We start from the raw sequence: 12,704 nt of genomic DNA on the forward strand, positions 1-12,704 counted from the left end.
GCTTTCATCGCCCCGCCGCGTATCCCTGGGCGCCCCGTGGGTTCGCTCCGGCCAGATACACCCCGGTGGCCGGGTCGATGCCCACGCAGGACAGCCGGCCGAGGGCCCAGTCCCCTGCGCGATGTACCGCATGGCCGCGAGCGGCGAGCCCCGCGATGACGTCTTCGCCCAGCCGGTCCTCGACCTCGGCCCCGGCCGGCGTCCAGATACGGGGATAGAACGATCCGGGCATCGCAGAGGTGTTGATCATCGGAGCATCGATCGCCTGCTGCGGTTCGTAACCGCCAACCAGCAGGCGCAGGATCAGGGACAGCTGCCACTGGTCCTGCTGATCGCCACCGGGTGAACCCAGCGCGTAGACGGGCACCCCGTCCTTGAGGATCAGAGTGGGGGTCAGCGTAGTCCGGGGACGGTCGCCCGGAACCAGCGCCGAGGGCGATTCGGGGTCCAGCCAGGTCATCTGCAGCCGGGTTCCCAGGCAGAAGCCCAGCCCGGGAATCTCCGGCGAGGACTGCAGCCATCCACCGGACGGGGTCGCAGAGATCATATTGCCCCAACGATCGACGACGTCCAGATGGCAGGTGTCGCCGCGATGTTCTCCGTTCGGATCCGTCACGCCCTCAGCGGCTCCGCCGGCCGAGGTCGTGGCACGTTCGACCGTTGGCTCGCCGACTCCCGCGGTTGCCGCACGGCCGGCGTCCGAGGCCGCCCATTCCTCCGCAGTCACCAATGGCGGCATGAACACAGGAGTGCGGCCACCGGGGTTACCCGGACGGAATTCGGCACTGGCGGTGTCGGTGATGAGGTTGCGACGCTCGGCCGCGTATTCATCGGACAGCAGATCTGCCAGAAGCTGCGGATCACGTGCGGCCGCCTCGCCATAGTAGACATCGCGGTCGGCCAAGGCGAGCTTGAGGGCTTCGAGAATGGTGTGGGCGCCGAGTTCGGTCGACGGATCCAACCTCTCATCGTCGAATCCCTCGAGGATCTTCAGTGCTTGCAGCAGCATGGGGCCCTGGCCCCATGGACCGGTCTTGGCAATGGTGTAACCGCGGAAGGTCGCGGTGACGGCGGGTTCGAACTCCGCGTGGCCGTCCACCAGATCCTGGTAGGTGATGACACCGGGGTGGTCCTTGCCATCTGCGTGCCGGTGCGGAACCGTGACGAATTCGGCGATCGCGTGAGCGACGCGTCCGCTCCGCCATTCGGCACGTGCCGCGGCTATCCGCTCCTCCCTGGTCGCTGCGGCCGACCCCGCCGCCACCAGGCCGCGCAACACATCCGCATACTCCTGATTGCGCATCACGGTGCCCGGTTCGGGCACTTCGCCGGCGGGTAGCCAGTGTGCGGCAGAACTCGGCCAGTGTTCGGCGAACAGTTCCTTGACCGAGGCTATCGTGCTGGACACCCGGGAGACGATCGGATGGCCGGCCTCGGCGTAGTGGATGGCGTACGACAGCACATCGGACAGTTCCCAGGTACCGTGCTCTTCCAGCAACTTCAGCCATGCGTCCACCGCTGCGGGCACTGCGGCCGCCAGAGCGCCGGCTCCTGGCACCAGGGTCACACCCATAGCGGTGTACGTCTCGATACTCGCTGCGGCCGGTGCTGGCCCCTGCCCGTTCATGACCACCGGTTCGGAGGGTGCCTCGGCGGTAACGAAGACGCCGGTCATATCCCCACCCGGACCATTGAGATGTGGTTCTACCACGTGGAGGACGAAGGCGGCTGCGACCGCGGCGTCGAAGGCGTTGCCCCCGCGCTCCAGCACCGCCTGGCTGCTGGCCGTAGCCAGCCAGTGCGTCGACGCGGACATGCCGAAACTGCCCTTGAGAGTGGGGCGGGTGGTGAACTCATCGGGCATTGTGTAGGTCATTTGGCTTCCTTTCGCGCATTCGGATCCAGCGCATCGCGCAGAGCATCGCCGAAGAGGTTGAAGGCCAGGCAGATGAAGACGATTGCCAGGCCGGGGAACACCGCTGCAAACGGTGCCCGGTAGATGTACTGCTGGGCATCGGAGAGCATGATGCCCAGGCTGGGGTCGGGCGGCTGGATCCCCAACCCCAGAAACGACAGCATCGCCTCGCCGATTACCGCCGTGGGCAGGATGACGGTCGCCTGGACGATGATCGCGCTGGCGCAGTTGGGCAGGATGTGGGTGAACATGATCTTCAGGGGCGAGGCGTCGGTGGCGACCGCCGCGGAAACGAAGTTCATCTGCTTGATCCGCAGGGTTTCGCCACGGACCACGCGGACGATAGTCGGAATCTGCGCAATCCCCAGGGCCATGGCCGCGTTCTGCAGGCTGGCGCCGGCAATGGCGGCGAAGGCGACCGCGATGATCAGGAAGGGGAAGGCCAGCGCCACATCGGTGAATCGGGCGATGACGGCATCCGCCTTGGGCCAGTATCCCGACAACAGGCCCAATGGAGTGCCGATGATCACGGCCATTGCCACAGCCAGGATGCCGACTTCCAGGGAAGCTCGCACCCCGTAGAACAGGCGCGAGGCGATGTCACGGCCCAGGTCGTCCGTGCCCAGGGGATACCCCTGGGTGAACGGAATCTGGAAGGGTACGCTGAAGTTCGTCTGCGCGAAACCATGCGGTGCAAGCAGAGGCGCGAGCACTGCCACGATCACGACGATGAGGACCATCACCGCGCCGATCGAGCCCAGCGGATTGCCCAACAGCTTGCGCAGGAAGCTTCTCTTGGTCTTCGTAGTGCTCATCAACGACCGCCTCCCACGCGGATCTGCGGATTGATAACGGAGTACAGCAGGTCGACTGCCAGGTTGATCACGATGTAGAAGATCGTGATGACCAGGACGACTGCCTGAATCACCGGGTAGTCACGGCTGAATACCGCGTCGAGGGTGAGCTTGCCGATTCCCGGCAGTGCGAATATCCGTTCTGTCACCACGGCTCCGGAAATCAGCCCGCCCAATTGCAGTCCGATGATCGTCACCAACACGGTCAAGGAGTTGCGCAGCCCGTAACGGAAGAGGATCCGTGCCGGACGCAGCCCCTTGGCGCGGGCTGTGCGCACATAGTCCGTTGACATGGTCTCGATCATCGAGGCACGGGTCTGGCGGGTGATCACAGCGGCCAGAGTGACGCCCAGGATGACGGCCGGGAGCGTCAGGTAGTAGATGCACTTGAGCGGGTTCTCCGTCATCGCGACGTATCCGGAGGCGGGGAACCAGTTCAGAGTGACGGCGAGGAGCAGAATCGCGAGCAGCCCCAGCCAGAAGTTCGGGATCGACAGGCCCAGCAGAGCCGCGACGTTCGCTACGCCCTCGGGCCAACGACCGCGGAAGCGCTCCGCGACCATGCCCAGGGCGATGCCGACGACGACTGCGACGATGACTGCATAGGCCGCCAGCCACAGCGTCACGGGCAGGGTCGTGGAGATCATATGCACGACGGTCTGCCCGGTGCGGGTCGAGGCCCCCAGATCGCCGGTGAAGATATTGCCGAGGAAGTGGAAGAACTGGACCACCATCGGTTGGTCCAGGCCCAGATCGGCTCGGATCTGGGCCAGCTGGTCCGGGGTGGCGTCTTCTCCGGCCATCACCAGTGCGGGATCACCCGGCAGAGCGCGGACACCGGCGAAGATGAGGACCGCGGAGATGATGAAGGTGATCACCGACTGAAAGATCTTAATGGCGATGAAACGGATCATGCGTCGTCCTCCACAAAGGCTGCATTGGACAGGTGGACGACACCGTCGGCGTACACGTCGATACCCGAGACCTCGTTCGTATAAGCGGTGAGATTGCGTTGCCGGTACAGGTAGACCGTCGGGAGAACCTCGTTGAGACGCTCTACGATCTGCCCATAGGTGACCGAACGCTGTTTATCGTCCACCAACGAGGCCGCCCGGTCGAACAGTTCGTCGAGCTTCCCATCGGACACCCCCGCATAGTTGTTCCCGGCCCCGGTCTGGAAGAACTTGGCACTATTGTCGTTCGGGTCGATCCGGCCCGACCACCCCAGGTAGATGAGGTCGAAATCGCCTTTGTCCTGGGCGTCCAGAAGCGCGGTGTACTCCATCGGGGTTACCTTGAGGTCGAACCCCGCATCCTTGATCTGAGCCTGCAGCGCCTGTGCGTATCGGAGGGTGTCCTGCGCATTGGAGACCTTGATCTCGATCTTCATCGGCAGCGAGACGCCCGCTTCCTTCAACAGCTTCTTCGCGCCCTCGGGATCGTGTTCGACACACTGTTGCGCAGCCGGGGAGCTGAAGGGCGATTTCGCGGGCATGAACGAACATGCTGGCTCGTACCAACCGTTGAACACCGCGTTGGTCAGTGCCGGACGATCGATGGCCTTGGCGAAAGCCCGTCTGACGCGCACGTCCTTGGCCATTGGCGAGTCGATCTGCTCAGCGGGCTGGCCGACGCCGTCCTGGTTGCCGATATTCACGGTCACGCCCTGATACCCCAGGGAACCGACCTGCAGCGTGCCGATACCCTCCTTCTGGAGCGCGTCGATGTCCTGTGGGGAAATCGTGTCCGCCACTTGCACATCCTGTGAGCGGATATTGGCTGCTCGGATGTTCGCATCGGTCATGATCTGGTACGTCACGGAATCCAGATGGACGTTCTGCGCGTCGTAGTACAGCGGATCGCGCTCGACCTTGATCGAGGTCTGTGGAATGCGTTCGACGAATTTGAAGGGGCCCACGCACACCGGGTTGTTGCTGAAGTCCTCACCCTGATCGGCCAATGCCTTGGGCGACATGATCATGCCGGCCCGATCCGCAAGGGCAGCGGTGAAGGGGGCGTAGGGCTTTTCGAAGTCGATCACGACCGCGTCCGAGGAAGCGGTGATCTTGGTGATGGGCCCGAGCTCCGACTTCCGCTTCGAACTCTTCAGATTGATGCCGCGTTCCAGGGTGGTCTTGACCGCTTCCCCGTTGAACGCCGTACCGTCTGCGAACTTCGCATCGGTACGCACGGGAATGGTCACCCGCTTACCACCTGCTTCGGACTTCGGTAATGCGGTCGCCAGCTGTGGGACGATTTCGCCCTGCGCGTCGATGTCATAGAGCTTCTGACACATGGTCTGCATGACATAGCGGGTGTACAGCGATGACGAGGTCGTCGGGTCGAGCTTGTCCGGTTCGCTGGACAACGCCATTTTCAAGTCACCGCCCTCTTTGATCCTCTTACCGTCCAAGGACACCGATGTGGTGTCCGGACGGTTCGGCGGGTCCTGCATGGGCTGCACGGGGACGCAACCGGTGAGCATCACCAGCGCCACCCCCGCACCCATTCCGGCAGTGATGAGTCGTTTTAGCACAGCTTCCTCCTGGAAAAACATACAATCAGATGTTTGTTTCCTGTTTGTATACACTTCCGAGATATGAGACGGCGCCTCGAAGTTCGCCGTATTCGCAGGTTACGCCTGCGACCGCTTCACCAGGGCATGGCCTGCGCAGATCAATACCAGGACGACCAGGCCGGCCACCAGCAGGGCCAGACCGACACCGGCCTTGACCAGCAGAGCACCGAGTGCAGCGCCCACGAGGATCGCGACGACGGCCAGCAAACGGCGCGGCCACTTGTTCCCGTCCCCGCCGGCCAGGCGGGAGTCCGAGGCCAGACCCGTGATCGTCGAGGTCACCACCACGGTCGTGACGTCCGCGACGCCCAGCCGACGGGCGGTTGCCGCCTGCACGCCCATGAGCAGGGCCAACACGCCGGTGACGACGAAACCCCAGACGGTGCCCGCAACCGGGCTGAATGGGATGGCAAGCGCGCCCAGCAGGGTGACGCCGATCCCGGTCGTCAGGAACATCGCGGTGGTCGTGCCGCTCCAGCCCTTGGCCGAACTGCGGTTGATGCGCCCGGCGAGCACGGCACCGATCATGAAGGCGAACAGGGCGATCGTCGGGCCCAGGACGGGCAGACCGGAACCGTCGGCGACCTCGCGACCGCCCACCAGGCCCATCCCCAGGATGACGACATTGCCGGTCATATTCGCGGTGAAGACCTTGTCCAGTCCCAGGTAGCCGATCGCATCGACCATCCCGGTGGTGAACGTCAGGCTCAGCATGAGCACCAGGTGGAGGTTCGTCTCCACCCGCAGGAATCGCGGTTGTGCGGGCTCCACCGTTTGGGACTGTGGATGGGACTTCGTGGACTGGGTATCGGCCATGGGTATCCGTTCGACGTAGGGAATGATTCGGCGGCCGCCTGAAGACGGCCGCCGAGGGCATTCTATATTTCAGCGTGGCTGCGACCCGCGGTCCGCTCACCAGCGGCCGGGGCCGCGCCGCCGTTCACCCGTTCTTGCGCAGGGCCTGACCGAAGCGCTCGGGCACGACCCTGCCCGCGTCGACCGCCACGTTGCCGCCCACCAGCACGGTGGACACACCGGTCGCCAACTGCCACGGCTCATCGTAGGTGGCGTTCTGCCGTACCGTATCCGGATCGAACACCGCCACATCGGCGACCCGGCCCACCTCCAGCACTCCACGGTCGGCAAGCCCCATCCGCGCCGCCGGCGCACTGGTCATCTTGCGCACGGCCTCTTCAAGGGTCAGCAGTCCTGTTTCACGCACATAGTGGCCCAGCACAGTCACGAAGGTACCGAAGGAACGCGGGTGGGGCTTGCCCACCCGCTCGGTGTTCATCGTCCAGCCGTCACTGGCCACCGACACCAGGGGGTGGGCCAGCACGCGGGCGACATCTGCCGGGTCCATCGCGTGGTTGACGATCCCGACGGCGGCATCGTGGGCCTGCAGCACGCGCATGGCCGCTTCCTGCGGCGAGCAGCCGTCGCGCTGCCCGATCTGTTCGAGCGACAGACCGACCGTCCACTCATAGGATCCGACGCCCGACTGCGGGCCCACCGAGGCGATGACGACGCCGGCCGGGTCGATGTCGCGTCCGAAGCGCTCGGCCATGCCGGCTGCGATCCGGGCCCTGACCTCGGGTTCGGCCAGGCGTTCGAGCAGCGCGTCCTTCCCGCCGTCCATCGCGAAGCCCGGCAGCCGGGAGGTCAGCCGCGTCGACGAGGCCGTGTACGGGTACACATCGGCCGTCACGTCCACACCGCGTGCCCGGGCCGCTTCGATCAGCTCAAGTGCGGCGGCCGGCTTGCCGTAGTTCCCCGGTCCCATCGCCTTCAGGTGCGAGATCTCCAGCCGGGCGCCACCGGCCTCGGCTGCGGCGATCGCCTCGCGCACCGAGTCGAGTAGAGAGTGCGACTCATTGCGCATATGGGTCGAGTACAGCAGGTCGTGCGATGCCGCCTCGGCGACCAGGGCTGCGACCTCCGGCGGGGTCGAGTACGACCCCGGCGCGTAGATCAAACCCGAGGAGAAGCCGTGGACTCCGGCCTCGGCCGCCTTGGCGACCTCGCGGCGCATCGCGGCCAACTGGGCCTCGTCGGGCGCCACGTCGCCGGGGCCCAGGATGCAGGAGCGAATGGACGACAGGCCCACCTGCACCGCGATGTTCATCCCCGGCCGGGTCTCGTCCAAAGCTGCGAAGAACCCGGCGGCATCCGTCCACTCGCCGGTGAAGCCCGCGTCCAGGTGGGCGTTGTCGCGCCGGATGTCCTCCAGCGAGCGCGCCGGGAAGGTCGAGGATCCGCAGTTGCCCGTCAGCGCGGTCGTCACTCCCTGAACCAGCTGGGTCGCGGCGGCCGGCGAGGCCTGGATGGAGAAGTCCGCGTGCGAGTGCAGGTCGATGAACCCGGGGCTGACCACTTGGCCGGCCGCATCGATGACGCGGACTGCCTGCGGGGAGCCTGCCGGGGCACCCGCGCCGGCGGTGTCCCCACCGGCGGTCGAGGCCTCGGCCGTGCCCGCAGCGGGCCCCGTGGCGCCGGCCGGCCCGGTGGCCCGCAGGTGCGCGATCCGGCCGTCCTTGACGCCGAGCTCGCCCGGGTAGCGCCCGGACCCGGTGCCGTCGACGATCTGTGCGTTGACGATGAGGATGTCGAGCATGTGTGTCACCTGGTTTCGAAGAAGAGGATGATGCCGTACATGATGCAGGCCGGGACCAACAGCATCCAGCCCGTGAGCATCATGTTCTTCAGGTTGGTGGAGCGGGCCAGGCCCATCACACCCACCATATTGCCGTTGGGGAACGGACCATAGGTGTCCGCCTTCGAGGCGAACAGCAGCACGATGGTCCAGCTGCTGGCGGTGACGCCCAGGGCGGTGCCGACGTCGCCGAAGACCTTGTCCAGCAGGACCACCTGGGCGGCGGTCGCGCCGGGCACGCCCACCCAGCCCAGCAGGGCGATGATGATGGAGAAGACGAAGGGCGAGGCCGACTGCAGCTGCGGGCCGAAGATGTCCAGGATGACCTGGAACGGGGCCAGTTCGTCGATCACCTTGAACAGGGCCGCCAGCAGCCAGAACAGGATGAAGATACTGACCACGGCAGCGCAACCGCGGTAGACGGCCGTGACGATCGCGGAGATGCTCATCCGGGCCGCGAGCCCCGTGGCCACGCCCAGGACGGGCAGGGCGATGAGCGGGAACTGCGTACCGGCCGAGGTCATGGTGGCGAAGACGACCGAGGCGAGCAGGATGACCAGGAAGACGGCGGTGGCGCGGCCCGATCCGGGCACGTGCGCGGTGTCCTCGGCGCCAACCTCGTCCGCGGTGTAGTAGTCCTCGACGTCGCCGCCGGTGCGCTTCTGCATCCAGGCGACCACGGGCAGGCCCAGGGCCAGCGACAGGATCGCCAGGGGGCCGGCGCCGTAGAGCAGATACTGGCCGTAGTTGACCCCGGCGGCCTCCATGATCGCGACATTGGAGCCGGCGAACGGCGCCAGTGCCAGGCCAGCACAGCCGCCGATGAACAGCATCGCCGCGGTGGCGGACTTCGTGTACTTCAGGCGTGCGGTGATCGGCAGCAGGATGGGGGCGGCGATCGCGATTGCCCCGGCGAGGGTGCCAAGGGCCGCGACCAGGATGAGGCAGGAGATCATCACGCCCATCACCACGGCCTGGCGTCCCCATTTGCCGAACACCCGCATGACCCCGGTGACGATTCGCTGCGCGACGCCGGTGATCTTGAGGATCTCGCCCACGCCGGAACCCAGCATGATGATCAGGCCGATCATGGTGATCTGGTCGGACAGGGAATCGCCCATGATCTTGCCGACGTCGATCAGGTCGATCTTGCCGATGATGAAGCCGGAGACGATCGCGATGACGGTGGCCACCACGATGTCCATGCCCAGGATCGCCAGGACCGCGTACAGCACGATCGGCAGCAGGCCCCACAGGGTGGGACCGTTGGTGAAGAACGCCGCCACGACCGAGGCGATGACGCCCAGGGCGCTGAGCGTCCAGACCGTGATCCGCCGCCCCTTGGACAGGGTCACCTCGTAGGTGTTGTGGGATTCGGCGTCCTGCGCCTGCCCGCTGATGTCGGCGGCGGTGCCACCGGCCTTCCGCGTGGCCGTCGCAGTCGTCAGATCACCCTGGTCAGCCGCGGCCTGGGCCTCCCGGCCCCTGGCACTGCGGTGATGGGTTGGGTGCTGCGGGTCGTCCGGGCCCGAGGCCCCGGACTCAGTGGGCGGCGTGTTCGCCATGAGTACGTCTCTCCCTGTTTCCTTGGTTTGTGTTCCAGATCAAACGGGGTTGAACCTATCACATGGTCATCGGACGTCTGCCGGGACGGCGCCTACTTCCTCTGCATGTTGTAGATCAGATCGCCTGAGACGGCCGAGAACCGGTAGCCGGTGAACTCTTTGTTGAAGGCGATGATGCCGCTCTTCTTACCGAATTTGACGATCGGCAGATAGTCGTAGAAGGCCTTCTGCAACTCGTCCTTGTGGGTCAGAGCATCCTTTTCGCTGGATGCCGTCAGGATCTTGTCCGACACGGTATCCAGGGCCTTGCTGTCCGTCCAGCCCGGCCACGCCTTGTTCAAATACACGGCGGTCAGTGGGTTGGTCGGAGAGTTCGAACCGGTGATGAAGATTTCATAGGCCTTCGGATCCGTGCGGTCCTGCAATACGGTGGCCCAGTCGGTGACGACCAGCTGAGATTTGATCCCGGCATTGATCAGCTGCTGGTTGAGCACCACCGCATTGTTGTAGTGGTCCTCGTATTCGCGCGAGGTCAGGATCCGAATCGGTTCGCCCTTGTACCCGGCTTCGTCCAGAAGCCTCTTGACGTCCCCGGGGTTCTTCTCGTTATAACGTTCCAGGTACTTCTTGGAATTCCACGGCGAATAGGGCGGGGCCAACGCACCATCGGTGTCGTAGAACTTGCGGTCAGAGAATGCGGCCTTCTGGATGTCCTCGGTATTCGCCGCGGCCAGCACGGCCTGACGCATCTTCGGATTCGCCATCGGTCCGGTCTTCTTGTTGAACACCGCGGCGTTGAACCCCAGTTCGGTCACCTCGACGGCCAGGTCCTTATTGCCGTCCAACATTCCGAAATTATCCGGGGGCAGGACATTGGCCGCATCGTATTCACCGGTCTGCAATCCCGACATGCGGGTCGACTGGTCGGTTACGAAGTAGTAGAAGATGTTGTCGAAGTGGGCTTCCTTGTGCCCCGTGGCATCTTTCGCCTCCCCTGCGGGGGATACGTAGTCGTCGAACTTCGACAGGCGCACGAACTGGTCGGTCTGCCATTCCTCGAACTTGTACGGACCGGTGCCGGTGTAGTCGGTGACCGCGCTGTCCCCGGCGGCTTCCATGACCTCTTTGGGCTGGATCACGGGACCCTGCAGCATATCGGCGAACAGGGTGGGTGCGACGGCCAGGGGTTCGGGTAGGTTCAACCGCAGCGTGTCGTCGCCCGTCTTTTCCACGGTCGCCTTGGCGAAGAACTGTTTACCCGAGCCGGTCTTGTTCAACCATGCCTGGACCGAGGCAACCGCGTCGTCGACGTCCATGGTGTCGCCGTTGTGGAACTTCACCCCGTGTCTCAGGGTGAAGTTCATAGCGCGGTTGTCCTTCGACATGGAGAATTTCGAGGCCAGGACCGGCTTGACCTGTCCGTCATCGGTCGCCGCGATCAGGGGTTCCAGGAAATTCCTGGAGATGTCGCGGGTGGCAGTGGCGGTGGCCATCATCGGGTCCAGGGTGGTGGGCTGGGCATTGAAAGCGAAGGTGAAGTCGTTCGGGCCGGAGCCCTTGGAATCCCCCAGGCCGCCACCCATGCAGCCGGTCAACAGCAGTGAGGCGCTCACGCAGACCGCGGCGATCAATCGTTTCATGTCGTTCCTCAGTGAATCTCAGTGAATCGTCGGAAAGCGGTCGCGGGCTGTGGACAGGTCGGCCTGCGGTGCGATGTGTCCGGTCCCGACCGCCGCCTCTACCACCTGTGCCATAGCCAGCAGAGTCCGGTCATCCCGGTAGCGACCCACGACCTGCAGGCCCACGGGCAGCCCGGAGGCCGTGAACCCCGCCGGGATCGAGATCGCCGGGTGGCCGGTCAGGGTGATGATGCTGGGCAGAGTCATCCACTCGAGGTAGTCATCGAGGACCCGACCGTCGATACTGCGCGGATACCGCTCGTGCACGTCGAACGGTGCCACCTGACAGGTGGGAGTGAGCAGAATGTCCACGTCTTCGAGGAACCCGGCCATCTTCTGGAACACCCGTGACTGAGTGGCCAGTGCCCCGGATGCCTGGGCGCCCGTGACGTCCCGCCCGACGCGGGCGTTCCACAGAGCGTCCTCTTTCATCTGGTCGGCATGGTCGTGGGCCAGGGGCGCCAGGTTGTTGAACATCTGCAGGCCGCGCAGGGTGCGGAAGGCTTCGCGGGCCCCGCCCAGGTCGGGATGGCCCGATTCCATCCGGAAGCCGGCAGCGGCCAGCCGGTCGATCGCAGGGGACAGGACGGATAGGACCTCGGCGGAGACACTGATCTCTCCCCCGAAGTCGGGAGTCCACGCCGCTCTAATGCCCAAGCCGCCGTCCGGTGACCATGCCGCGGCAGGTCCCGCACCCTTGGGCCCCGGCAGGGTGTCGGCGGACAGTGGATCGAGGGGGTGCCGGCCCGCTATCACGTCAAAGAGTAGACGCACATCGGCCACGCAGCGCGCCATTGGCCCTTTGACCGACAGGGTTCCGAATCCGTAACCACCGGGGTGGTTGGGAACCGCGCCCAGGGAGGGCCGCATGCCCACCACATTGCAAAACGATGCCGGATTGCGCAGGGAACCGCCCGTATCGCTGCCGTCGGCGATCGGTAGCATGCCCGAGGCCAGGGCGGCTGCCGCGCCGCCAGAGGAGCCGCCGGCCGTTTTGTCCAGATCATAGGGATTGCGGGTCACCCCGGTGACCGGGTTGAAGGTGTGGGAGCCCAGGCCGAACTCCGGGGTATTGCTCTTGCCCACGATGACGGCACCGGCTGCGCGCATGCGCTCGACCACCACATGGTCGGTCGTCGCCACTCTCTCGGCGAAGATCGGCGAACCCTGGGTATAGCGGAAGCCCCGTGCGGGGATCAGATCCTTCACCGCGACCGGCAGACCGGCCAGCGGCAGCGCGGCGCGAACCTCGGGCGGCATCGCATCGATCGCAGCTGCCTGCGCCAGGGCCGTCTCCGGCTGAACGTCCAGGAGGGCGTTGACCGCCGGGTTCACCTCGGCTATCCGGTCGAGGTGGGCGGCGACCACTTCCCGGGCGCTGTGCTCACCGGTGCGGACGGACGCCGCCAGGTCTCGCGCCTTGGCGCCGATGATGGACCCGTGCTCCTGCTGCTCCATCG

The 12,704-nt window shown here is 65.3% G+C and carries 9 protein-coding genes; all 9 read right to left on the reverse strand.

What is annotated here, in order from left to right; translation table 11 throughout:
- Positions 1–4: 4 nt before the first annotated feature.
- The 9 genes from NQ038_RS07350 to NQ038_RS07390 all read right to left on the reverse strand — a co-directional run bounded on the left by NQ038_RS07350 (position 5) and on the right by NQ038_RS07390 (position 12,702).
- Complete coding sequence (locus NQ038_RS07350) at positions 5–1,876, reverse strand: gamma-glutamyltransferase family protein (protein WP_257062226.1); 1,872 nt, start codon at positions 1,874–1,876, stop codon at positions 5–7.
- Positions 1,873–2,730, reverse strand: a complete 858-nt coding sequence (locus tag NQ038_RS07355) for an ABC transporter permease (RefSeq protein WP_257062227.1) — start codon at positions 2,728–2,730, stop codon at positions 1,873–1,875. The genes NQ038_RS07350 and NQ038_RS07355 overlap by 4 nt, the downstream gene beginning before the upstream one ends.
- Positions 2,730–3,683 (reverse strand): ABC transporter permease, encoded by a 954-nt coding sequence (locus NQ038_RS07360; protein ID WP_257062228.1) that lies wholly within the window; start codon positions 3,681–3,683, stop codon positions 2,730–2,732. The genes NQ038_RS07355 and NQ038_RS07360 overlap by 1 nt, the downstream gene beginning before the upstream one ends.
- Positions 3,680–5,305, reverse strand: a complete 1,626-nt coding sequence (locus NQ038_RS07365) for an ABC transporter substrate-binding protein (protein WP_257062229.1) — start codon at positions 5,303–5,305, stop codon at positions 3,680–3,682. Before NQ038_RS07365 ends, NQ038_RS07360 begins: the two co-directional genes overlap by 4 nt.
- Before the next feature lie 99 nt (positions 5,306–5,404).
- Positions 5,405–6,163 (reverse strand): YoaK family protein, encoded by a 759-nt coding sequence (locus NQ038_RS07370; protein WP_257062231.1) that lies wholly within the window; start codon positions 6,161–6,163, stop codon positions 5,405–5,407.
- A gap of 124 nt (positions 6,164–6,287) precedes the next feature.
- Positions 6,288–7,961, reverse strand: a complete 1,674-nt coding sequence (locus NQ038_RS07375; protein ID WP_257062234.1) for an amidohydrolase family protein — start codon at positions 7,959–7,961, stop codon at positions 6,288–6,290.
- Positions 7,962–7,966: 5 nt separating this feature from the next.
- Positions 7,967–9,565, reverse strand: coding sequence for a Na+/H+ antiporter NhaC family protein (locus NQ038_RS07380; RefSeq protein WP_257062235.1), 1,599 nt, complete (start codon positions 9,563–9,565; stop codon positions 7,967–7,969).
- Positions 9,566–9,657: 92 nt separating this feature from the next.
- A complete protein-coding gene (locus tag NQ038_RS07385) occupies positions 9,658–11,205 on the reverse strand; it encodes an ABC transporter substrate-binding protein (RefSeq protein WP_257062237.1) in 1,548 nt (515 codons plus the stop codon).
- An 18-nt stretch (positions 11,206–11,223) separates the two neighbouring features.
- Positions 11,224–12,702 carry an amidase gene (locus NQ038_RS07390; RefSeq protein ID WP_257062238.1) on the reverse strand — a complete coding sequence of 493 codons (1,479 nt, stop codon included), beginning with the start codon at positions 12,700–12,702 and terminating at the stop codon, positions 11,224–11,226.
- Positions 12,703–12,704 lie beyond the last annotated feature (2 nt).

It is taken from the genome of Brevibacterium sp. 50QC2O2, from assembly GCF_024580675.1.
Classification (GTDB): Bacteria; Actinomycetota; Actinomycetes; order Actinomycetales; family Brevibacteriaceae; genus Brevibacterium; species Brevibacterium moorei.

Excerpts from the sequence above, each read along its gene's own strand:
- NQ038_RS07370 (WP_257062231.1), bottom strand. The coding sequence starts at position 6,163 with ATGGCCGATACCCAGTCCACGAAGTCCCATCCACAGTCCCAAACGGTG.
- NQ038_RS07375 (WP_257062234.1), bottom strand. The coding sequence starts at position 7,961 with ATGCTCGACATCCTCATCGTCAACGCACAGATCGTCGACGGCACCGGG.
- NQ038_RS07350 (WP_257062226.1), bottom strand. The coding sequence starts at position 1,876 with ATGACCTACACAATGCCCGATGAGTTCACCACCCGCCCCACTCTCAAG.
- NQ038_RS07355 (WP_257062227.1), bottom strand. The coding sequence starts at position 2,730 with ATGAGCACTACGAAGACCAAGAGAAGCTTCCTGCGCAAGCTGTTGGGC.
- NQ038_RS07360 (WP_257062228.1), bottom strand. The coding sequence starts at position 3,683 with ATGATCCGTTTCATCGCCATTAAGATCTTTCAGTCGGTGATCACCTTC.
- NQ038_RS07380 (WP_257062235.1), bottom strand. The coding sequence starts at position 9,565 with ATGGCGAACACGCCGCCCACTGAGTCCGGGGCCTCGGGCCCGGACGAC.
- NQ038_RS07390 (WP_257062238.1), bottom strand. The coding sequence starts at position 12,702 with ATGGAGCAGCAGGAGCACGGGTCCATCATCGGCGCCAAGGCGCGAGAC.
- NQ038_RS07385 (WP_257062237.1), bottom strand. The coding sequence starts at position 11,205 with ATGAAACGATTGATCGCCGCGGTCTGCGTGAGCGCCTCACTGCTGTTG.